Genomic DNA, 23736 nt, shown 5'->3' on the forward strand with positions numbered 1-23736 from the left:
CATAAAAAAGGGGTGTCTATAAAAGACTCCCTTTTCTTTAAAATTTATAAATAAAAATCCACCAACCCTGCCAATTTCTCCTTACAACGCTCCCAAAAAGATAACTTCTCAAAAAATTCTTTCGTCATTTCTTTTGAATCACGAAAATCCTCTGTTAACACCGTATTAACTTGCCCTACAATAGGGCCACCATGAATATAAAAATTCATTTCATCATTTATATTGAAGCTACGCGAAGTAAAGTTTGTTGTGCCAATAACGGTTAATTCATTATCAATAAGCATTAATTTGCCATGGAACATTCCTTTTTTATACCCATATACAGTAATCCCATTATTAACAGCTTGACGTATGTATGGATACGCCGCTTCTTTTATAAGAGGTAGATCTGGTTTATATGACCAAAGTATTTTTACTGTAACACCACGCTTTTGGGCTGCGATTAAAGCATTCATTGATTCTTTATTTTTCGCTATAAAATACGGCGTTGCAATTACAATTGAGTGCTGAGCTTGTTTTATTAGCTCTATATATTTTTTAGCAACGTAATGTCCATTGTAACTCACCATAGTATGCAATGTATTCCCTTTACTAGCCTTATTCGTACTCCTCTTTATATCTTCTTTCGTATCTCGTTTCCAATCTAAAGCAAATTGTTCCTCTAAATCTTTTGCACCTTCACCTTTTATCCGTACATGATAGTCTCTCCAGTACCCAAAGTGTTTATCTTTCCCTAAATACTCATCCCCTATATTAAAACCACCCGTATAACCAATCTCTCCATCAATCGTTGTAATGCGGCGATGATTACGATGATGAAGGGAATAAAACCCGAATGGTAATTCCTGTTTTCTACTATATGTAAAATGCACACCATTTTCCTGTAATTCTTTTTTCATCTTTCTTTCAAATGATAAATCGTTAAGTAAATCAACAGATAAATATACGTTTACTCCTTCTTTTGCCTTTTCTTTTAATAAGTTTAAAAAAGTATGGCTGCTTTTATCATCCGATAAAATAAAAAAATAAGTGTAAATAGATTGTTTCGCTTCTTTTATATCAGTAAATAACTGTTTATAAAATGACTTTCCTTCTATATATAATTGAAAATCACTATGATGAGATGCATACTCTGTAGGCATGTTTTTCCCGGCTTCCATTTTCCTACCTAGAGTAACATCAATATGCATACAAACTAAAATAAAAGCGAAAATAGCAATAATAATAGAAGTAACTCGCAATATTTTTTTAATCATTTTGATTTCCTTCCGCTCATTTTTCTTTCCACCTTTCTATTTTGTCATTCAAATTTAGATTTCATGCTTCATACAAAAAAGGATGCGACTTAACGCCACACCCTTTTCATATTAAACAAAGTTTCTCGCATCATTACTTCTTCCAAACTTATAAATAGCAATTAAGAAGAATGCTACCGCAAAGGCAATTAAGATTAATATATTTAAATACAAATCTGAAATCGGAATTCCTTGTTGTAGTTTTGATACCGTATCTAATAGCCATCTTTGCGGAAGAAAATCAGCTACTTTTTGCACTGCTTTCGGCATAATATCATACGGAAAATAGCATCCAGCGAGTAAACATGTCGGTACAATGATCATATTTTGCAATGCATTTGCCGATGCTGAGTTTTTTGAAAAAGCAACGAGGACTAACGATATTCCAATCGCTATTAAAGCAAATAGCATGAGTACGCCAAGCATCACTATGAAAGGCATATTGATATTCGTATGAAAAACATTCGTTAGGAATAGGATTGTAATCAGAATTTGTACTGTTAATATCATCATATTTACCCCGACATTAGATAATATGAATTTCTTCCCATCTATTGGCGTTGATAAGAGTCTAAAATACGTTCTATTTTCTTTTTCTTTTAAAATATAACCTGATAAGTTCGCTGCTGAAAATAGCATAAACATAATAAGATAACCCATCGTTTGGTTTGTCATATCTTTATTTTTCGAAGTATCTTCTAGCGTCTCAGTTTTCATTTTAAATGAACCTTTTTGATATCCTGCGTACATACTATCAAATGCACTTTGATCTGTTCCTGCTATTTTACTAATAGCTGCTACATTATCAATATAATTGTATAAATATGATTTTATAAATCCTGTTACTTGATCACCTTTAATCGATGAAATTTCAATATGATTTGGTTTCCCTTCTCGAACACTTTTTGAAAAACCAGAATCTAATGTAATAACTCCATCAAGTTTTTTGGAAGTGAGTTTATCTTCTACTTCAGATTCTTTAATTTTACTTACCTTTACATGATTTAATCCTTCTAAAAATTTCACCGTATCATTTGCTATAGATTGATTTTCTTTATTTATAACCCCGATATTTAACGTCCCTTGCCCCACATTCCCATACATTGAGAAGGAGATTAGTGTTCCGATTATCGGCAAACTAATAATAATGAATAACCCTTTTTTATTTTTCAAAAGTACAGATAACGTTTTTTGTATGAGCCATAAAATATCTTTCATACTATAGCCCCTCCCGTCTACGTAATGCAATAATTGCAATTAATAAAAAGAGTGCTGAAATGCCAAGGTTTAAAAATATTACCGGCAGTGCTGCTCCTACATCATTTGCATAAATAATTTTCATGACAGCTGTGTTTGCCCACGTTAATGGTGATAAATTCGTAACAAAATTTTCTTCTACTACGAAATATGCACCACCAAAAATAGAAGCTAATTGCACAACTACAAGAATAATTGCTCTCGATGATTCAGCTGTTTTCGTAATATATCCAATCCCTAAACCAAAGCTAATTGCTAGGAAGATTTGTGTTAATAAAATAATAAATATGATTCCAAGATGATCGCCCCAATTCGCTTGAAAGACAAATTTACTAAATAACATGACAAGTAATACGCAAAGGGCATTTGCTACTAGGCTACCAAGTACTTTTCCAATGAATATTTCAGCCTTACTTATAGGCGCAGCAATGAGGCGATCTCCTGTTTTACGTATTCGTTCTCCACGAATTAAAGAACTCGCTCCCATCCCAGCATATAGTGCAATCATCGTTGTCATTACAACCGCATAATAATCCATAGAACCTGGTTTTTGCGCAGCTTGTAAAGATGTTTCTTTTATATAATCATTATGATTTCCGTTTGAAATAACTGTGCTCACCTTACTAGGATCTACTTTTGCAACTTCGACCGCTACATTGTACTTATCAATAAATGTTGTAAGCATGCCTTCCACAATACTTCCCTCAATACTACTTTTGTCACTTCCGTAAAATTTTGCACCATCTTTATTTAATTCTACATAAGCAGCATATTTATTTTGCTTCACTTCTTCTTTCCCATCTATACTGCCCGAAGCTTTTTTAAAATGAATACCCGATTTATCGACTTCTTTCGTAAATGCTTTGAACGATTGAGAAAATGTGCTACTCGCTTCATCTTTGTAGAGCACTTGTATATCTTTAATCGCTTGACTATCGCTATCAAATGCATTCGTTAACGCTGTTCCTAACACAAGCATAAGTACAATCGGAAATGCTAACATAAAAACTAAAGTTCTTACGTCTCTGAAATCTCTTTTAATATGCATAACTGCAATATTGAAGATGTTCAATTGATGAACCTCCCTTTACCTTTTCTTCATTTACCTTTTATTTATCTCGTAAGTTTCTTCCAGTCAACGTAAGGAATACTGTTTCTAAGTTCGGGGCCTGCTCCTCTAATGAACGAATTTCAATGTCATGATTAATGAAATGCTGAATAATTTTATTTAAATTATTTACTCCTGCATCCGAGTTTACCTTGATTACGTTCTCTTCAACTTGAACAGCTTTCACACCGTTTATCTCTTTTAACTTTTCTACATCTAAATTTTCTACTGACTTCACTTCAACCCAAATGTCTTTCGTATCAGTAATAATCGCTTTTAACTGTTCTTTCGTTCCTTCTGCAATCACTTTACCGTGATCTACAATTGCTATTTTCGTACAAATCTCTTCTACTTCTTCCATATAGTGGCTCGTGTAAATAATAGTGCTTCCCATTTCATTTAATTTTCGAACCGACTGGAGAATATAGTTTCTTGACTGTGGATCAATTCCAACTGTCGGCTCATCCATAATAATTAACTTCGGTCTATGAGCAATCGCACAAGCAATATTCAGTCTTCGTTTCATCCCGCCTGAAAAGTTTTTCGGGTAACTTTTATATTTATCACTAAGTCCCACAAATTGAAGTGCTTCCTCTACTCTCGCTTTTAGTTCAGCTCCTCTTAACCCGTACAATCCAGCAAAGAATTTCACATTTTCATAGGCAGTTAACTCTTCATAAATCGCAATATCTTGCGGAACGATACCGATATTCATCTTCGCAAATCGATTATGTTTCTTTATATTTTTTCCTAATATGCTAATTTCACCTTCATTACTTCTTAACAACCCAGCAATCATATTTATCGTTGTACTCTTACCAGCACCATTTGATCCTAAAAAGCCAAATATCTCTCCTTCTTTAATAGATAAAGACATATTATCTACCGCGATGAAATCACCAAATTTTTTCGTTAAATTTTTAATTTCTAATGTATTCATCATTTCACCCCTATTTCGTTTTCTCTGCTATTCATTATAAACAAAAAAAATGAACCTGCTCAGTGCAGAAGTTCATTCTTTTCACATGAGATTATTCACTTTTTTCATATGAGTTGATTCATCTTCGTCCCATTTTCTTATATCGGCAACAGCATCGTTACTGAAAAGCTACTTGTTCCATCTACAATAATTTTTCCGTTTACTGATGCTGTTCGCTCCTCCATCCCCATAATCCCGAGACCTTTCTTAACGAGAGCTGCACCTTTTCCGTTATCCTTCACTTGTACTTTCACCATCTTGTTAAGTACATGAATATCGATTGAAATGACTGTCGCATCAGCATATTTCATCGCGTTCGTTAGTGCCTCCGTAACATTTTCACCGATAATCTTCCACTGAATCGGTGAGATTATATCTAAATTCCCTTTATATACGAAAGGGATATTTATATCATGCTTACCGGCAAATTCCTCTATGAATAATTTCATACGATGAATGCCAATTTGCTCCGTTGGTGGCTTCATATTTTTTAATGTAACTCGAATACTTTCAATTCCATCTTTCGATATATGAATTGCATTTTGTAATAACTCGGCAGATTTTTCTTTATCTATCCCCATTAATCTCTTTGCTGCTTCCATTTGAATTAGCGCCCCTGTCATCGAGTGGCCAATTTTATCATGAATTTCTTGTGACAACCGATTTCTCTCTTCTAACTTAAATGTGTACTCTGATTGCTTTATGTACTCTTTATTTTCATGTAAGCTTTTCGTCAGCCGCTGCATATCTTTTCGCATCTTATCATTTTGTGATTCAAGCTTTAATACACGCGATATATACCGTTCTGCCATAGTTAATACGATGAAAGAAAATGTAGCAATTAATCCATATGTCATTCGAATACTTTCTTCTGTAAAGATAATAGGAATCATCATAATGATAAAGAGCTGCCATTTCTTCTCTATATAACGAAATATAACTTCATATAAGTTCAATGGTAAAAATAAAATAAAAAACGGATGAACCTTCCATGTAAATAACATAACTATGCCAATTGACAGACTAGATAATATGTTTTTGTACGTATCTTGTTTAAATATAGAGATCAGCACATTTACAGAAAGATATAAAAGCAAAGTAAGTATAATCCACGGTAAGTTCACAACATTTAAATAAATGTAACTAAACACAATATATATAAAGACAATTAATTTACTTACAATTAACCAAAATTCCATATCTTTAATCTACTTTCCCTGTTAAATAATAAATCGCAATTTGTGTGCGATGTTCAAGTCCAGTTTTCCCTAAAACTGATGTAATATAATTTGCAATCGTTCCTTCTGATATGAAAAGTTGCTTTGAAATTTCTTTATTCGAGAAACCTTTCGCAATTAATGCGATAATACTAAGTTCTCTTTCTGTAAAAAGACTTGTATCTATTTTGCATTCGTCCTCTTTGCTCTCCATTAAATTGCTCTTAATTTTATCAAGCACTACATCTTGCATAACAGTTTGACCGTTATATACTCCTTTTATTGCATCACGAATACGCTCTGGGTCATTATTTTTTAATAAATAACCTTTCGCCCCGTTCTTCACTGCGTCCAAAATATATTCATCATCATCGAACGTCGTTAAAATTAGTGGTTTCGTTTCCGTTTCTTCACAAATAAATTTCGTTGCCTCTACCCCGTTCATATTTGGCATGCGGACATCTAAAAGAGCGATATCAACGTCGTTCTTTTTACAATATTCCACTGCTTCTTTCCCATCATTTACTGTATCTACCACTTCGAACTCTTCATATGTATTTAAAATAATTTTCATGCCTTCTCTAATAAAAGAATTATCATCCGCTATTAATATTTTAATTTTCATGTTTGTTAGTATGGACCTTCCCCTACTAACATTCACATCCTTTCTTCACGTAACATTTCCCACTTGCTCATTATATACTTCTTTTTACCATTTTTTCACACCTTTTTTCATATAGCTTCCTTCCTAAAAATATATTATTCTTTTTTTACAACATGTGTAGGGTGACCTATCATTTCTTACGTCTATATAATAGAATGCGTCAAAAAGGAGGGAGAGACCCATTGAGGAAAAACAATTAATTGAAAAAGCACAGCAAGGAAGCGAACATGCTTTTCGTATCCTTGTGCAAACATATCGTCATTATATTTTTCAAGTTATCTTTTCTATTTTAAGACATGAAGAAGATGCGAAAGATGTTACACAAGAAGTATTCTTAAAAATTCACGCCTCTCTCCCAAATTATCAATTTCGCGGATTAAAAACTTGGATGGCACGTATTGCCACTAATCACGCTATTGATTATAAAAGGAAGAAAGCTAGAGAAAATGAAGAACTCTCCTTATGTAAAGACACTGAGGAAAATATAAAATCCTCTCATAATATTGAGGCTTTATTATTGACGAAAGAGCAAAAATTACTCATTGCTCAAAAACTGAGAGAACTTCCCGAAAATTACCGTGACGTCGTTCTCGCACATTACTTAGAAGAAAAAAGTTATCAAGAAATTTCTTTACAGGAAAACATCGAAGTGAAAACAGTCGAAATGAAACTGTACCGGGCAAGAAAATGGATTAAAAAACATTGGAAGGAGGAAGAGTTTCTATGATGCATTATTCAAAAGAGGATTGGCGCAATTATACTTTAGATTTTATAGAAAGCAATGAACGTGAATCTATGGAAGAACACCTTTATGAATGTGATCATTGTTTAGCACTTTATATGGAAAGTATCGATGAACAACATGAAAACCTTCCAATGATAAATGATGATTCATTTACGAACGAAGTTATGGCGAAAATTGATTTTGAAACGCTACAACCTAATGAAAATATAAAAACAAACTCACTAAAGCGAACGATTATTCACTACATAATCGCTACGGCAGCTACAATTATTTTTATGGTAAGTGGTTTATTCCAATATATTTTCACAGCGACATCAAATTTCGAGAAATCTTCAAAACATAACGAGTCTTCTATCTCACAACAAATTGTAAACAAATCGGTAGATACATCAAAAAAGGACGGAGGTTCAAAGCATGAATAAAAATCCCTTTTTAGCACTTGTATTAGGGCTAATTCCTGGGCTTGGACATTTATATTTAAAAAAGATAGGACGGTTTATTTTATATAGCGGAGGGGCTTTATTACTATTTTCTTTTGCAGTTTTTTGCGTAGTAGAATTAGGAGAGCGCACCATTGTCTTTCTCCCCCTATTTTTACTAGCTGTTCTATGGATAATTAACTTACTAGATTTAGTTATCACCATTATAAACCAAACGAAAAAACAAGAAGCTGGAGAATTGATAAATCCCTCTAAAGAGAGCGAACGATTTTATATCATTCTCCTATCCATCATACCTGGACTTGGTCATTTCCAATTAGGGCTTATGCAACGTGGACTTACATTTTTAGTAGCTTGCACAGGGATCGGAAGTATGATTATTTTCGTTGCACTTTTAACATCACAAGAAAGTTTCCTTATCTTCCTTATTACATTACCTGTTTTATGGATTTACAATTTCTTCGATGTTGTTCAGCAACTCCAGAAAAAAGAACGTGGCGAGCAACTAGATGATCGTACTATTTTTGAAGAGTTTGAAGAGCACCGTGAACAAGGAAAGAAAAGTAAAACATTCGCTTCTATTTTAGCGATGTTCCCTGGGGCAGGACATATGTATTTAGGCTTACAACGCCGCGGCCTTCAGCTTATGGCAGCCTTTTTACTTTCCATCTATTTACTTGACTTATTAAGACTTTCTGCGTTTTTATTTTTAGTTCCAATCATTTGGTTCTATAGCTTCTTTGACGCTTTACAGCAAACTGCAAAGTATGGAAAAGAACGTGTACATGACGAACCTATCATTGATTATTTTATCAATCATCAAAGATGGATCGGTATCGGGTTAATTACACTCGGTGGTTATTATTTATTAGATCAAACACTCCTTCCTATTTTGAATGATTACTTTGCAACTATATTTAACATTCATCTTAGCGAGCTATATTATCGCTATTTCCAAACATCTATCGTTGCACTCCTCTTAATTGGTGGCGGCTTTAAATTGTTACTTGGAAATAAAGAAAACAAAGGTGGTACAAAAGAATGAGAACATGGCGCGTTGGAACATTTTCAATGGGGCTTTCTATTATTTCATTAGGTTGCTTCTTACTATTTTCAGTTGTAAAAGGTACTGAGGTATTAGATTCCTTAACAGCATGGTGGCCTGTTTTACTTATTATACTTGGCGTGGAAATTTTACTATACCTTCTATTTTCTAAGAAGGAACAATCCTTTATTAAATATGATATTTTTAGTATTTTCTTTATCGGTATTTTAGGAAGCGTTGGAATTGCTTTTTACTGTTTATTATCAACTGGATTACTAGATGAAGTTCGTCATTCTATTCATACCACTCGCCAAACGAGTAATATTCCAAGTGGACAACTTGATATACCTGAGTCTATCAAAAAAATTGTAGTGGATGCAGGACAGCACCCTCTAACAATAGAGGGAAATAATGCAAATCAAATTCACCTTCTTGGAACATATGAAATGACAACGAAAGCTAATGAAAAACTTAATTTAAAACAAGAAGATTTCCTTTCAGTTCAAACAGCTGGGGAAACGATGTATATCACTTTAAAATCATTACCAGTTCAACATACGTTATGGAATTCAGCACCACAGGTAAAACCAACACTCGTTCTTCCGCAAAATAAAAATGTAGAAGTTCGTGCTTCAAATAACGAACTATCCCTTTATCCTGGTCAATTACAAAATAATTGGTTTGTACAAGAAAGTTCACATGTATCTGTTCATTTAGCAAAAGAAAGCGATGTATCTTTAATCGCCATAACAAACAAAAAAGAATCACACGGAAACACACCTTGGGAACAAGTTGAAGATTTAACGAAAAAAGAAGAGAATACTTCAGAAGAAAATAAAGAATTCAACGAACAAGAACATTGGTATAAAAATTCGATTAAAACAGGCAATGGGACGTACAAGTTAAATATTGAAAAAGCTTATAATATCAATATGAGTATTATTGAAAAATAAAAACCTTCCACAATTGTGGAAGGTTTTTCTCATATAATCGCTTTAATTCCTTCTAACACTAATCCAATCATAAATCCGCAAACAGCCCCGTTTACTCGGATCCACTGTAAATCTTTACCGACGTTATTTTCAATCATTTCAATTAACGTTTTATCATCTAACTTATCAAGGTTTTCTTGTACAAGTTTTCCGATTTTCGAATGATTCTTTTCCACAAGTGTGACAACTTGTTTTTGTAACCAATCTTCTATTTTTTGAACAGTCTGTTCATCTTCTTTTATTTTATTCATTTGTGTTTGTAAAAATGGAATAACATATTTATCCGTAAACTCTTCGTTTTTCACAAAAGTAATTGCCCTTTGTTGCACTTGCTCCAGCATCTCTTTAATTTTGTCAGTAGCATTCCAATTGGCAATCCATTTTTCTTTCCAATTTTCTAATTCTTGTAGTAAAGCTTCATTTTCTTTTACATTTATAATTTCTTGACGAATTTTCGATAATATAAGTTGTCTCGTACTATTATCTGCATCTTGTAAGCTGTTAATATTGCTAATAATAAACTTCTGCAAAATGCCGCCAATTTTATCTTCATCTACAATATTCATAAACGATTTCAAAGTAAACTGTAAAAATCCATCTACTTTTATGTTTTCCATCGCCTTCATACCTAAGCTTCCGAGCTGGTAACGTGCTTCATCTTGCGCTGTCCAATCTTTCACTTTTACTAATATGTAATCCAGTGTCTTTTCATCGTACTCTTGCACTACCAATTGATCAACAAGCACTTGTAATATGTTACTTGTATTAATTGTATGCAAATACGTTTTTAATTCTTTTTCAATAATAACCGCTAACTTTTCCGTATCTATTGTAACAATCGCCTTCTCAGCAATTTTTACAATTCCCTTTTTCACAGCGTCAGACTGCATTTCTCTCTCAGCGATTTGCAGTACCATTTGCGCTAGCTGCATTTCTTTTACTTTATTCGTAATACTTTCTTTCGTCAGCCACTCATTTTCTAACGTATGAATGAGTCCTTTCGTTACTCGTTTACGATTTTTAGGTAATAACGCAGTATGCGGAATTGGAATTCCCATCGGATGACGGAATAATGCTGTAACTGCGAACCAATCCGCAAGTCCACCAACTAATCCAGCTTCAAATCCCCCTTGTATAATCTCCCCTGCTACCGTTCCTTGAAAGGGGATAGAAGCGGCAAATCCTACTCCCATAACCCCAAGCGAAATACCCGCTATATATTTAGTCTGTAATGACATCGTATACACATCCTCTTATTATGTAAAATAAAGCTTTTTTGTTATATTTATTCGATCTTAGTAATCCTTTATATCTATACTATAAAGAACATATGTGAAAATAACAAAGATTTTTATGTACATGAAAAAATGAGGCTATAACTAGCCTCATTTTCCTTATAGTATTAATTCTAAACCTTTCTTATAATACCCATTCATCACATCTTCTGGAACCATACTACCGCCAGTTCCCCACACAATATGAGTACCTTTCTTCATCTTCTCTGTTAACTGTTTTTTTTGTAAATACTCATCTTCTTTACATACTTTCACTGGACCTATCATACCGGCTAACGCAGAAGGTTCTAAATAAATATTTTCTGTATCTGCTAGTTCTTTCAACAATCTATATAACTCTTCATCACTTACTGTGTAATTCCCACTCAAAAATGGTTCCATCGTTTTACCGACAAATCCAGACGGTCTTCCTACCGCTAGTCCGTCCGCGTCTGTTACATTATCAATCCCGATATCTTGAACAGCAATTTTATCATGAAGTCCTGTCATTAAACCGAGTAACATACATGGAGATTGCGTAGGCTCCGCAAAGAAACAGTGCACGTTGTCTTTATACAATAACTTTAAACCAAATGCGACTCCGCCAGGTCCGCCCCCTACTCCGCAAGGAAGATAAACGAATAAAGGGTGCTCTTCATCTACTACAATCTCTAACTCTTTTAATTGCTTTTGTAAACGCGATGCTGCTACTGCGTATCCTAAAAATAAATCATGTGAGTTTTCATCATCTACAAAATAACAGCTAGGATCTGCATCTGCTTGCTGACGCCCCTCTTCTACTGCTTTACTATAATCAGCTTCATATTCAATAACGTTTACACCTTTACTTCTTAATAAATCTTTTTTCCATTCTTTTGCGTCTGCTGACATATGAACAGTTACGTTAAAACCTAGTTTTGCACTCATAATTCCAATGCTTAGTCCTAAATTACCTGTAGAACCTACCGCAATTGAGTATTTTGCAAAAAACTCTCTACAAGTATCACTGTCTAAAATGGAATAATCATCTTCTTCTGTTAACATTCCATGCTGCAAAGCTAATTTCTCCGCATGCTTCAGCACTTCATAAATGCCGCCTCTAGCTTTAATCGATCCTGATATCGGAAGCCCGCTATCACATTTTAATAGTAATTCACCTAATATAGGTTTCCCGTAATTTTTCTCTAAAGACTGTTTCATAGTAGGTATCTTCACTAAAGGTGATTCTATAATGCCGCCCGTTTCTTTCGTTTCTGGAAAAACTTTCGCAATGTACGGTGCAAAACGCTTTAACCTCTCTTCCGCATCTCTTACATCACCTTCATTCAATGGGGAATCTTTTATTGCCGTTTCATACTTTTCCATGTTCGGATTCACCCAAAACACTTCTTCTGTTGAGATTAATTTATTTAATAGTGGATATTCCTCTTTTAATTTCTCTATTCCCTTCATTTCTCTTCCTCCTCATAACCTTGTAGCTTACGATTCAATAAATTATAATTAAATTAATTTTAATTTAGTTTAACATAAATTATTCACTTTAGTTAATTTTAATTTAATTTATTTAAATAAAATTTAATAATTAGTAAGGAGCCTTTCATTATGGAAAATATAGATATTGGTAAAAAGATTGAAAAGCAAAGAAAAGAAAAAGGTTTAACGAGTAAAGAACTAGCAACGATGGCAGGTATTACACCATCTATGTTAAGTCAAATTGAGCGTGGATCTGCTAACCCTTCTATTCAAACATTAAAAGTACTCGCTAAAGCTCTTGATGTTCCAACATTTAGCTTTTTATTGGAGGATACAAATACAGACGATTTAATTGTACGTTCTCATAAACGAAAAAAAATGATTATCGATAATTTATCATATGAATTGCTATCACCTGATTTTACAGGAAATTTAGCAACAGCAATTATGACTGTTCCACCGAATACAGCTTCATCAGAAAATGTACTAGAACATAAAGGTGAAGAGTTAGCATACGTATTAGACGGGAAAATTACATTACATTTAAATGAAGAAGAATACATATTAGAAACGGGTGATAGCGTAAAAATACCTGCTTATTTAAAACATAAATGGGTAAATCAATTCGAGAAAAATGCAATTGTTTTATTTGCTGTTACTCCGCCGATTTTTTAATATATTTAAGAAAAACAGGATAATCCTTGTTAAACATGGATTATCCTTCTTATTTAATAAGAAGGAAACTCCTCCTCATATTAATAAAACTCTATTTACAGTAGAGGTCTATTTTGTTATTCGTAGAAAACTTGTTATATATAATTTAAATTGAGGTGTTATGAAATGAACATTCACAAAAAAACGAAGCCCCGCATTCATGTTAGTTCGTCAATCTCATTAATTGATTCTCCCATTCAAATTTATATAACCGGATTAGAACCTTTACAAGAAGTAACAATAAGAGCCTCCAGAATTGCCGAGGGAATAAATGATATATATTTAGAATCAAATGCCACCTTTATTGCATCTAAAAATGGGAATGTAAACCTTACCGAACAAGCACCTATTACTGGCTCTTATACAGGGATTGATGGAATGGGATTGTTTTGGTCCTTAGACATTATTAAAATAAACGAACATCACGATTTTATTCGAAATTATAAGAATCCATTGTCGCCTCAAAACTTAACTTTATCACTTGAAATTAATGGATCTACTATCGATGAAATAAACATCTCAAGATTATGGAAATCCAAACAAATCGTTCGGTATCCAATTAGAGAAAATGGATTGATTGCCACCTTTTTCTACAACGAAAATAAAAAAGCGAATCCAGGAATTATTGTACTCGGCGGTTCGGAGGGTGGATTAAATGAATACCTTGCCGCTTTACTTGCATCACATAATTTTTCAGTACTCGCCCTCGCTTATTTCGGAATCGATAATCTACCAAAACAACTTGTAGAAATCCCCCTTGAATATATAAAAACAGCCATTGAGTGGATGAAACAACGAGAAGAAGTCACCAAAAATTGGTTAGGTATACATGGTACCTCTCGAGGAAGTGAACTAGCCCTTTTATCAGCATGCTTTTTCCAAGAAATAAATGCTGTCGCCTCTCTAAATGGTTCCGCTATTGCATTAAGTGGTATTGTACCGTGGTCCGATGCTACAACATTACCTCCTGCTTGGACATATAAAGGGAAAGTATTACCGTATGCGTCTCCAATAAACCCCATCTCCGTCGCACTCGAATGTCGTAAAATGTTTGAAGAACATAGGGGAATGCCATATAGAAAGTGGTATAACGCTTTTACTTCAGATTCTAAAGTTGTTGAAAATGCTACTATACCAGTTGAAAAAATTAATGGAGATGTATTGCTAATTGCTGGTGAAGAAGATGAAGCTGATATTGTAAGATTATCAAAAAAAGCAATTAATAGATTGGATACATTTCATTCTCCTCATTTTTATAAACAACTCGTATATAAAGGGGCTGGCCATTCTATCGGCATCCCCTATTTAAGAATAAATTATAACCAAGGGAGCAAAAAAGATAACGCTTTTGCTAGTATTGATTCTTGGAAGGAAACCATTCATTTTTTTCAGAAAAGCGCTCAATCCTAATGATAAAGAGGTATGCGTGTATGAAAATCTCATACATGCATACCTCTTATTTTTTCGGCACCAACAAAATCCCTAAACTAATAAAAAAAAGCTCATTATTTGCTGTATTGATAAACCAAATAAAACCGAATTTTGTTCACTAATAAGCGAAATAATAATATGAGCAAATCCCTCAACTATTAGAAAAACACTTATGTTCTTTCCATTTCCAAGTCTTTCATTTTTCATCCATAACAAGCCGATTATACAAAGGGCGAGGATGATCTCGTATACGAAAATAGGGTGATATAAAAATTTAGATTCATATATTTTCACACCCCAAGGCAATGTCGTTTGTACACCTATTTTGTGGTTGAATAGAAAATAAAAAATAATGCTCATACATAGTCCAATAGGTAATGCATCCAGTAAAATACGAAGCGAAAATTGTCCCTTTTTACTTTTCCAAACAATGTATATACTCGCAATTACACATCCTGCTATAATATGCTGCATACTTCCTACAGCTAATAGTGCCTGCAATGGCGACCTAAAGGCCCATACTGGATTTAAAATTGCCGGTGCAAATTTCCATACAAATATGATGATAAGAAAGGCATTTGTTACTGCATCCATCATTTTTTCATATAGTACACTTTCGTTCTTCATCTTTCGTTTCATCAACATAAATCCAAATAAACTTCCAATTATAAGAGATACGGGTTGTAACCTCACGATCCACTCCATCAATACAAAATCCCCTCTTTAACTCTCAATTAATTTCTTAAATTTCTCTTCTAATTGATCTGGAGGTAATACGCCTCGTACTTGCTCTACGATAATTCCATCTTTATTAACAAAAAATGTCGTTGGTAACGAAAATACTTTATAATCTAATCCAGCTACTCCGTCCATATCTAGTAAAACAGGAAACTTAAATCCGTGACGATCTGCAAATGCACTCGCTTCTTGTACTGGATCTCCAATTGTCGCATTTACCGCAAAAATTTCAACATCCTTTTTATATTTATCATACATACGAACTAAGTCAGGTGCCTCCATTTCACATGGGCCACACCATGATGCCCAAAAATTAATAAGGTATGGCTTGCCTTTTGCATCATTTAACGAATACAGCTTCCCGTCTAACCCTTTTAATGTTATGTTTGGCGCTTTAAATCCTACTTGTGGTAATACTTCTGTTTCTTGTAACTCCGCTTGTTTTGCTTTTCTTTCTTTTTCTTCTTTCTTTGTATTATAAAAATTAACTCCGGCCCAAATTAATGCCCCGGCCAGTATAATCGCAATTAGCTTCTTCACTTTTCTTCCTCCTCATTTTTAAAAGCCTGTAAATCCACCGAATAGACGAATAAAGAATGCGGTAATTTTCGTCATTTGATTTGTATACAATAAAACCCCTGTTACAATCATCATTCCACCGCCAATTTTCATCATGACATTGGCATATGTAACAATCCATTTTACCTTCCCGATAAAGAATGCCATCACGAAAAATGGAACCGCAAACCCAAGAGTATACGCTGTAATATAAAGAAGTGCCCCTTCAGGATTCGTCGCACCAAGCATGAGTACAGCTGAAAATATCGGTCCAACACATGGCGTCCAACCCGCTGCATATGTCATACCGACTAAAATCGAGCGAATATATCCAGTCGATTTACTTCTGTATTGTACTTTTTTCTCTGCCATAAGCCACTTAGGTTGAAACAAACCTGTCATAAACAGTCCCATCAAAACAATAAAAACCCCACCAATTTGTTGAATCAATTTTTGGTTAGATGAAAATGTTATTCCAATCCAACTTACCGATAAACCTAACGCATAAAATATAACCGAAAATCCGATCATAAAAAATACGGTATGTATAATCGCTGATTTTTGCATAATTCCACGATTCTCTTTTAAATCTTGAATAGACACACCTGTAATATATGATAAATAAGATGGATATAGCGGTAAAGAACATGGTGATATAAATGACAATACCCCTGCCCCAGCTACAAGCCAAATTGTTAAATCTGCTGCATTCATTTTACTCCCCCTAAAGCACTACAATAAGTAGTGTTAATTCTTAAAAAAAAGAGGCTATATGCACTCTCCGACAATAAGTACAATCGACATACAGAATAAACCTAATGTTACATATAACGAATTCGTATGTAATGGAATATTAAGCTTAACAACTTTTTCATTTAACACTTGCTCGATTCGTAAATTTATTGCTGTTTTTGCAAATGAAGCTGTCACACATCGATTTTCCATTGTCTTTATTTTAATTAATTTTAATAACGCACTACCTAATTCGAATGAAGATTTCATCTTTTGCATTGCATATTTATCTGCTGCTAGCTCCTGATACACATGATAGCGCTGCAATAACCCTTTTAATATCGGAATGTACACCATTCCTTCTGCTAATAACGTAAAACAAAATAATTTTAATGGATCTCGATTAGTTTGATGATATTCTTCATGGAAAATAATCGCATCCATTTCTTCATCTGAAAATGTTTGAAGCATGCCTTCTGACATGACAACTTTCGGACGAAATAACCCAATTGTAAATGCCGCAACTTCCCCGTTCGGCAATATATATATTTGTTTTCCTTTTCGAATGAAAGGGATAAGTATTTTTTGTAATTTTTTACTATAGAAAAATTGTCGCCACATTCTTTTGCACACTATGAGTACTGTAAGTAATAGTAATCCAGCAATTATAATACGAATGAGCGATAATTCCTTCATATGTTGTTCTAATTGAAACAAGCAAAAATTTGAAAGAAAGAACGCCTTATTTTGAAACAGAAATGGATATGTAACGTAATACACTAACATACTGAAAAAGAGGGTACTAACAATTACTGCTAACAATACGATTTTACGCATTTGCCATTTCATTTCATTGATCCTCTTTTTTTAACTGACTCAATTTGTCTTCTAATTTTTTTATTAAAGTCGGATCAGCCTGCTCTAACTCATCTAGCATATGATTTACAACTAAATCTCCAAATTCCCCCATCAATTCCTGTGTCATTTTCTTCGTTTGATTGGATAAGAATTCTTCTTTTGTTTGTACAGTACGATATATGCCACTTCTTTTCACCGTCTGTTTTTCTAAGTGTAATTTCTCTACTAACCTGTTCATAACTGTCATAACAGTGTTAAAATTCACAGGTGATTCTTCACTTAATTTCTGCTGCACTTCTTTAATCGTAATACCCTCGGTAGACCAAACAATCTCCATAATTTTTGCTTCAAGAGGTCCAAAGAAATGATTTAATCCTTGCTCATTTAATTTATAGTTTTGAGTAAACATAGTATGGCTCCTTTCACACTACAAATTGTAGTACAAATTAAATGAAAGGTCAAACAAGAATGATATACACTAAAATTCACTACCTATAAATACGCAGGCCATTCCATTCATTTTAAACCTAATTTCTCTCCAAATGTCTCAAAGAGATACTGCTCTAAAATTTGTACATTAAACTTCTCATTGCGCCCAAGTGCAAATAATTCTCGATCCTTTGCTACGATAGTATCTAAAGGAATAACGACATTATCCACTATTTTTGTAATTTCAATGATGTTACTTTTTACATTTACCTCTGTTTTAAATTCAACATTTTCTAATACGATATGTGAACGTCTTCCTGATGTAAAAAAAGTAAAATTAGGATTTTTCACAACGCCAATTTCAGCCTCTAACGCATATAAATAGTGAAAAATTATATCTCTATGTCCATCTTTTATTATTTTTTCATCCTTCTCATCATCTAAGTATTCTTTCACCTTCGCTGCAAACTCAAATCGAAAATCCACCTTTTTCACGCTCCCTCTTTGTATTTTTATATTAAATAAATATATTGAAATAATTTTACCATATTGTAATACAAGTTCCTATTAAAAGTAAAAAACGATTTGTAAAATCCCTATTATTTCCGATTCCTTTTTAAAATATAAACACTAATTCAATTTGAATTAATGCTTTGTTATATCCATTTAAACATATTGTTTCCATATTTTGAAACAATAGTATGAAATATTATATATCGATAAAGTGAAACTTTAATCAATGGGAGTTTCGTTCATTCCCCACTGATTATCAGCCCTCACCAATCAAGCTTTTACGGGCAGCCCGCAAATAGCCGGGTAATTTGTTTCAAATTCATTTTTCTATATAGTTATCACTACCTTTACTATTCCGATATACTTAAACTATATTTTCTACTTATTCATTACTTGAGAGAAGGAATGTTACTCTCTTCTATCGAATTTTTATATAACAAAAATGATTAGGTGGTGCTTTACTATGAAATTAGCTGTCATTGGTGGCGGTGATTTACAAGATTCAAATCACTCGCCTATTAATGAGCGACTTATAGAATTAACAAATAAACAGTATCCAAAAGTATTATTCATTCCTACAGCTAGTCATGATGATGAAAGCTATATAAAGCTATTTTTAGACACGTTCGAAAAACAATTACACTGTGAAGTACAAATTTTACGTACTATAGCTGATACACCTTCTAAATATGAAATAGACGAAATGATTCAGTCTGCTGATTTAATTTATCTCGGTGGCGGGAACTATATTCAAATGGTTACAGAATGGAAAGAACTTAAACTCGATGAAAAATTACTATTGGCTCTGCAACAAGGAACACTCATTGCGGGCAATAGCGCTGGTGCTATGTGTTGGTTCACATCTAGTATCCGATCAGATTATGAAGGTTCTGGTTATATAGAGTGTAACGGTTGGGGGATTGTTAACAAAAGGTTTTGTCCACATTATAATCAATTAAATAGAATGAACGCCTTCCATTCCTTTTTACAAAATCATCAAGGTAATATAGAAGGAATTGCACTAGAGGATAATTGCGCTTTATATATTACAGAAGAATCTTTTGAAATTATCGGTGAACCTGAAAAAGCGTGGGAGTTTTATATGAGCGATAACAAGCTCATTAGACAACATTTTGATATCACTTTAAAAAGCTATTTGTAAACATACACTTACAAAAAATGTCCCTAAGTATAATAGCTTAGGGACATTTGCATGATTTAACTCACTAGTCGTGTAATTCGTTTCTTCTGCCATGAAAGCTTATAATATGCATACTGTAATATTAAGCTGACAATAAATGCTGCTGGGTACCCAATCCATATCCCTTCTATGCCAAGACTTGTATGGTAAGAAAGGTAATACGCTACAGGTACTTCAACAAGCCAAATTGATACAACTCCGATAACAGTTGGCCATAATACTGTACCACTCGCTCGCATTGTCGCACTAATAATTTGCGCATGCCCGAAAATTAAATAACTCCATAACGTAATCATAACTAGGCTATGAGCAATTTCAATTGTAGTTTGACTCGTTAAAAATAGTGATAGAATGTCTCTTGAGAACAAGTAAATAAGAGATATTAGCACACCACCGATGACGTAGTTCATAATAATTCCGGCCTTCACAACTTTCTGCAATCTATCAAATTGATTCGCACCAATTGATTGTGCTGCAAAAATGGAAACTGTAATACCAAGGCTAACTGCTGGCATTTGTACATAACTTGCAACCTGGTTCACAACGCCATAAGCTGCTGTTGCATCCGAACCATAACGATTCACAAACGCGATTACCGCAATTTCAGATAATGAAACTAATATCATATTAATACTCGCTGGAATTCCGAGTCGTAACAATAGCTTCAATAACTCCCTATCCATGCGAAGATATTTCCTTACCGTACTATCTAATTGTAGTGGGTGATTTTTCTTCTTTAAATACACCAACATGACAATAAACGTAATCACTGTAGATATAACAGAAGCATAGGCTGCTCCATACACATCTAATTTCGGAGCTCCTAACCATCCAAAAATAAGAATTGGTAATAAGATCATATTTAGCGCTGTACTTACAATTAAAAAGTAAAATGGCGTTTTAGAATCTCCTGTACCTCTCATAAATGTTGTGTATGCAAAATATAAAAATAATACTGGCATTGATATAAATAAAATACGTGCATAATGAACACTTATATCAATAATATTTTCTGGCGTTCCCATTAGGCGCATAATATCCATCGCAAAAATACTACCTATTATCGCCAACACAACTCCAATAATAAAGGTAAATGTCAGTGTCGTACCAACGATAGCTTTTAAACGATCTTCGTTTTTAGCACCAAACGCCTGACCAATTAAAATAGAACTCCCTGAACCAATACCAATTACAAATGAAACGAGTAAGAAAAATAGTGGAAAGAATGCTGATATAGCCGCTAAATCATTAACGCCAAGCCATCTTCCTACTACTACCATACCGAATAATTGTCCAATCGATTGTAATACATTACTTAATAGTAACGGTACTAAAAACATGGACATCGATTTCCAAATCGGTTTACTCTCACTTTCTAACTTATGTGACTCCGCACCTTCTTTATTATTATCTGTAGGTGGTTTCAAATTTCATTTCTCCTTTTATTAAAAATCTGTTTTTCAACTTCTATTTCTTTGTATAGTTGTTATAATAATGTGCCTCTATTCATTTTCTTTTCCGTATTATTATAACTTTACCCAATATTGGCTTCCATCTGCTGTTCTATCTAAAAACCCATATTCGATTAAATATCTTCTTAAAGTTACAAAATCCGGGTATACACTTTCTATAACAGTATTTACTTCTTTTTCAGTGTACTTTTTATTACTATCAAACTTCGTCACTAAATGGCGTAATATAATTAATTTACGCTTTTGCTTTTTCGGAAATTTAGAAAGCGGTCCATCTAATCCTTCTGTAAAGTGTGCTTTTAATACTTCCTCATTTTCTTCTTCCGTAATATTGTAACGATCATCTACCATCGTTGCTGTTCTATGAATCGGTACAAATTTCGTTTGTACCTTTGATTTTTCTTCTGATAATTCCATTAACGCTAAAAACACTTTCGCTTGCTTCATTTTCTCTCGAAGTGTAAATCGATGATTACGAATGGTTGATGTACTTCCGCCATCCATCTCTTTTACAATCTCTTTATCATTTAGCCCCATATGGAAAAACTGAACCATTTTCTTTTGCAAATCCGTTAAACTCGTATACTTTTTATCAAGGTTTAATAAATAATCAAACATAGACGTATGTTCATTTTGCACATGCAATTGCACAAACTTCTCTGCTTCATACAAAACTTGATTATCTTGATAAATAACCCCCTTAATAAATGCTTCTCCACAAGCTAAACAAATATACTCCTCTGCTTCCGCTTCAAATACATACCCTTTCTTCAATTCTTCTACCGAAGCATCCCAAAACTTCTCTGAAATATCACTCATACTAAACACTCCTTTAAAATGTTTATCTAAAAACAGACATTTTCCAATAACGTTTACTACCACTTCATCATCTTAACATAAAACAAACAAACACTTCAACGTTTCGTTTACCTTTTTTATAAACTTTTATAAAAACATCTATTAAAAGGGTTTGATACAACGAAAAGCGAATATATTTATATAAATTCATTCAATAGGATGTGAAATAGAACATGACTATTCCTCAAGACCCTTGGTTTACTGTAATGCAGATTGCACAAAATACATATGCAATTAGTGAATATGGACATTGGGAGAAAGTACATTCCTTCTTACTTATAGGCGATACTGCTGCAATTCTTATCGATACAGGACTTGGTATCGATAATATGAAACGTATAACGGACCAACTAACAAACTTACCCATTACAGTTGTCACAACACACGTCCATTGGGATCATATCGGTAGTCACGCACAATATGAAGAAATTTATGTACATGCTTTAGAAGAAGATTGGCTCATTAACGGCATAAAAGGACTTCCTATTACTCAAATTAGGCACGACATCGCTCGTGACATTACTTTACCTACACCTAAAACATTTCAACCTGAAACATTCGAGCCATTTCAAGGGACACCAACAAAATTACTACAAGATGGAGATATGATTGATATTGGAAATAGGAAAATTCAAATTATACATACCCCAGGTCACTCACCAGGACATATTTGCCTATACGATTATGAAACTGCGTTTTTATTCACAGGAGATTTACTTTATGAAGGCATGATTTTCGCGTTTTATCCATCGACAAATCCTGTAGACTTAGTTCAGTCTCTAAACAAAATTACAAACCTCTCTCCTATTCAACAAATTTACGGCTCACATCATACTCTTGGTCTTCCGCCTACTATTTTGAAAGAAGTAAAATATGCTATTCAATATTTAAATAATAACAACCTCGTTCAACACGGAACCGGTATTCACTTATTCCAAAACTTCAGCATTCAATTTTAACTACAAAAAAGGTATTTCCGTATATGGAAACACCTTTTATCCATTATATATTCTATTTATAACCTCGACTAAAGCCTTACTTACCTGTACAAATATATGCTTTCGATTTCCATCCTCAACAAATTTAGTTGCACAACTACCCATAACCGTCATACAACTAATTATGACTAGCGCTAACTTTCTATTCTTGTAAGTCACTTCATACCTCTCCACTATTACAAAATTCCATTTAAATTTATCCCATCAGGAAATTTTACATGAATAATAAAACGTGTATATATGCAATTATGCATATATACACGTTTTATTACGATGTTGTGATTTAATTTAGTTAGAGTACACGTAAACCGAGGTGACTAACTTGAAATTCAAAGCGAAAAAGAATCCATTTCACGTCATTTTTATTACATTATTTATCACTATTTTTCTCGTTTCGCTATTCTTCCAAAATGAAAATTCTATTTTTTCACTCTCATGATGCTGTTAAATATCGTGAATCTTTCTTCATTCTATTTCTCTCACTACGACGTAACGGAATCATCTCTTGTTGTAAAACATGGTTTCATACTGCGTACTGAAATTCCATTTGAAGATATTCGCCATATTACATACTCTGGCAAAACACTTCGCTCAGAAAAGTGGACTAGGCAGCAATTAGAAATCCATTACAATTTATTTGATTCTGTGACAACTTTCGTACCACAAGAAGAAGAAAAGTTCATTTCACTCTTAAAAGAAAACTGTCCACAAATGAAAGTATTGAACATGCCTGCTAACAAATAAT

23 protein-coding genes and 2 pseudogenes are annotated in these 23736 nt (G+C 33.5%); 9 read left to right on the forward strand and 16 right to left on the reverse strand.

The annotated features are described in order from the left end of the window. Positions 1 to 44 precede the first annotated feature (44 nt). The 6 genes from QCI46_RS18975 to QCI46_RS19000 all read right to left on the reverse strand — a co-directional run bounded on the left by QCI46_RS18975 (position 45) and on the right by QCI46_RS19000 (position 6481). A complete protein-coding gene (locus tag QCI46_RS18975) occupies positions 45 to 1256 on the reverse strand; it encodes a phospholipase D-like domain-containing protein (protein ID WP_353841153.1) in 1212 nt (403 codons plus the stop codon). A 111-nt stretch (positions 1257 to 1367) separates the two neighbouring features. Continuing rightward, complete coding sequence (locus QCI46_RS18980; RefSeq protein ID WP_353841154.1) at positions 1368 to 2513, reverse strand: ABC transporter permease; 1146 nt, start codon at positions 2511 to 2513, stop codon at positions 1368 to 1370. Between the two features lies 1 nt (position 2514). Next, complete coding sequence (locus QCI46_RS18985) at positions 2515 to 3624, reverse strand: ABC transporter permease (RefSeq protein ID WP_353841155.1); 1110 nt, start codon at positions 3622 to 3624, stop codon at positions 2515 to 2517. Between the two features lie 37 nt (positions 3625 to 3661). Next, positions 3662 to 4600, reverse strand: a complete 939-nt coding sequence (locus tag QCI46_RS18990) for an ABC transporter ATP-binding protein (protein ID WP_353841905.1) — start codon at positions 4598 to 4600, stop codon at positions 3662 to 3664. Between the two features lie 137 nt (positions 4601 to 4737). After that, positions 4738 to 5838 (reverse strand): sensor histidine kinase, encoded by a 1101-nt coding sequence (locus QCI46_RS18995; protein ID WP_353841156.1) that lies wholly within the window; start codon positions 5836 to 5838, stop codon positions 4738 to 4740. A 4-nt stretch (positions 5839 to 5842) separates the two neighbouring features. Then, a complete protein-coding gene (locus tag QCI46_RS19000; protein WP_000694104.1) occupies positions 5843 to 6481 on the reverse strand; it encodes a response regulator transcription factor in 639 nt (212 codons plus the stop codon). A 283-nt stretch (positions 6482 to 6764) separates the two neighbouring features. Here QCI46_RS19000 and QCI46_RS19005 point away from each other — a divergent pair, with 283 nt between their 5' ends. Genes QCI46_RS19005 through exsE form a run of 4 tightly spaced genes read left to right on the forward strand, consistent with a single transcriptional unit; the run spans position 6765 to position 9703 of the window. Next, positions 6765 to 7247 (forward strand): RNA polymerase sigma factor, encoded by a 483-nt coding sequence (locus QCI46_RS19005; protein WP_353841157.1) that lies wholly within the window; start codon positions 6765 to 6767, stop codon positions 7245 to 7247. After that, positions 7244 to 7687 carry a hypothetical protein gene (locus QCI46_RS19010; protein ID WP_353841158.1) on the forward strand — a complete coding sequence of 148 codons (444 nt, stop codon included), beginning with the start codon at positions 7244 to 7246 and terminating at the stop codon, positions 7685 to 7687. The genes QCI46_RS19005 and QCI46_RS19010 overlap by 4 nt, the downstream gene beginning before the upstream one ends. Beyond that, positions 7680 to 8750 (forward strand): hypothetical protein, encoded by a 1071-nt coding sequence (locus QCI46_RS19015; RefSeq protein WP_353841159.1) that lies wholly within the window; start codon positions 7680 to 7682, stop codon positions 8748 to 8750. Before QCI46_RS19010 ends, QCI46_RS19015 begins: the two co-directional genes overlap by 8 nt. Beyond that, a complete protein-coding gene (exsE, locus tag QCI46_RS19020) occupies positions 8747 to 9703 on the forward strand; it encodes an exosporium protein ExsE (RefSeq protein ID WP_353841160.1) in 957 nt (318 codons plus the stop codon). Before QCI46_RS19015 ends, exsE begins: the two co-directional genes overlap by 4 nt. Before the next feature lie 29 nt (positions 9704 to 9732). Here the strand turns inward: exsE and QCI46_RS19025 are convergent, their stop codons facing one another. After that, complete coding sequence (locus tag QCI46_RS19025) at positions 9733 to 10980, reverse strand: DUF445 domain-containing protein (RefSeq protein ID WP_087983120.1); 1248 nt, start codon at positions 10978 to 10980, stop codon at positions 9733 to 9735. Positions 10981 to 11136: 156 nt separating this feature from the next. After that, entirely contained in the window at positions 11137 to 12468 is a 1332-nt protein-coding gene (locus QCI46_RS19030) for a D-serine ammonia-lyase (RefSeq protein ID WP_353841161.1), read from the reverse strand. Positions 12469 to 12618: 150 nt separating this feature from the next. On the opposite strand from QCI46_RS19030, the gene QCI46_RS19035 reads away from it, so the two are divergent. Both QCI46_RS19035 and QCI46_RS19040 read left to right on the forward strand, forming a co-directional pair. Next, positions 12619 to 13164, forward strand: coding sequence for a helix-turn-helix domain-containing protein (locus QCI46_RS19035; protein ID WP_088082907.1), 546 nt, complete (start codon positions 12619 to 12621; stop codon positions 13162 to 13164). Between the two features lie 165 nt (positions 13165 to 13329). Next, on the forward strand, positions 13330 to 14613 hold the full coding sequence (locus QCI46_RS19040; protein ID WP_353841162.1) for an acyl-CoA thioesterase/bile acid-CoA:amino acid N-acyltransferase family protein: 1284 nt from the start codon (positions 13330 to 13332) through the stop codon (positions 14611 to 14613). 46 nt (positions 14614 to 14659) lie between these two features. On the opposite strand, the pseudogene QCI46_RS19045 reads toward QCI46_RS19040, so the two are convergent. The 6 genes and pseudogenes from QCI46_RS19045 to QCI46_RS19070 form a co-directional block, all read right to left on the reverse strand. Continuing rightward, a pseudogene (locus QCI46_RS19045) lies at positions 14660 to 15339 on the reverse strand (prolipoprotein diacylglyceryl transferase family protein). An 18-nt stretch (positions 15340 to 15357) separates the two neighbouring features. Continuing rightward, on the reverse strand, positions 15358 to 15912 hold the full coding sequence (locus QCI46_RS19050) for a TlpA family protein disulfide reductase (protein ID WP_000733169.1): 555 nt from the start codon (positions 15910 to 15912) through the stop codon (positions 15358 to 15360). A gap of 18 nt (positions 15913 to 15930) precedes the next feature. After that, entirely contained in the window at positions 15931 to 16644 is a 714-nt protein-coding gene (gene ccdA, locus QCI46_RS19055) for a cytochrome c-type biogenesis protein CcdA (protein WP_000990445.1), read from the reverse strand. 54 nt (positions 16645 to 16698) lie between these two features. Continuing rightward, entirely contained in the window at positions 16699 to 17511 is an 813-nt protein-coding gene (locus QCI46_RS19060; RefSeq protein WP_353841163.1) for a M56 family metallopeptidase, read from the reverse strand. Position 17512: 1 nt separating this feature from the next. Further along, complete coding sequence (locus tag QCI46_RS19065; RefSeq protein WP_000495070.1) at positions 17513 to 17929, reverse strand: BlaI/MecI/CopY family transcriptional regulator; 417 nt, start codon at positions 17927 to 17929, stop codon at positions 17513 to 17515. Between the two features lie 107 nt (positions 17930 to 18036). Beyond that, positions 18037 to 18435 (reverse strand): DUF3942 family protein, encoded by a 399-nt coding sequence (locus QCI46_RS19070; protein WP_002108594.1) that lies wholly within the window; start codon positions 18433 to 18435, stop codon positions 18037 to 18039. A gap of 490 nt (positions 18436 to 18925) precedes the next feature. Between QCI46_RS19070 and QCI46_RS19075 the strand changes: the two genes are divergently transcribed. Further along, positions 18926 to 19624 (forward strand): peptidase E, encoded by a 699-nt coding sequence (locus QCI46_RS19075; protein WP_048543339.1) that lies wholly within the window; start codon positions 18926 to 18928, stop codon positions 19622 to 19624. Positions 19625 to 19680: 56 nt separating this feature from the next. On the opposite strand, the gene QCI46_RS19080 is transcribed toward QCI46_RS19075, so the two are convergent. Together QCI46_RS19080 and QCI46_RS19085 are read right to left on the reverse strand one after the other, a co-directional pair. Then, positions 19681 to 21090: an MATE family efflux transporter gene (locus QCI46_RS19080; RefSeq protein WP_000804152.1), complete on the reverse strand. Its 1410-nt coding sequence runs from the start codon at positions 21088 to 21090 to the stop codon at positions 19681 to 19683. A gap of 99 nt (positions 21091 to 21189) precedes the next feature. Next, positions 21190 to 21954, reverse strand: coding sequence for a DUF2087 domain-containing protein (locus QCI46_RS19085; protein ID WP_353841164.1), 765 nt, complete (start codon positions 21952 to 21954; stop codon positions 21190 to 21192). A 212-nt stretch (positions 21955 to 22166) separates the two neighbouring features. Between QCI46_RS19085 and QCI46_RS19090 the strand changes: the two genes are divergently transcribed. Beyond that, positions 22167 to 22952 (forward strand): MBL fold metallo-hydrolase, encoded by a 786-nt coding sequence (locus QCI46_RS19090; protein ID WP_353841165.1) that lies wholly within the window; start codon positions 22167 to 22169, stop codon positions 22950 to 22952. A 361-nt stretch (positions 22953 to 23313) separates the two neighbouring features. After that, a pseudogene (locus QCI46_RS19095) lies at positions 23314 to 23735 on the forward strand (PH domain-containing protein). Position 23736: the final 1 nt, after the last annotated feature.

Origin of the sequence: Bacillus cereus group sp. RP32, assembly GCF_040459735.1 — a bacterium.
Taxonomy (GTDB): Bacteria; Bacillota; Bacilli; order Bacillales; family Bacillaceae_G; genus Bacillus_A; species Bacillus_A wiedmannii.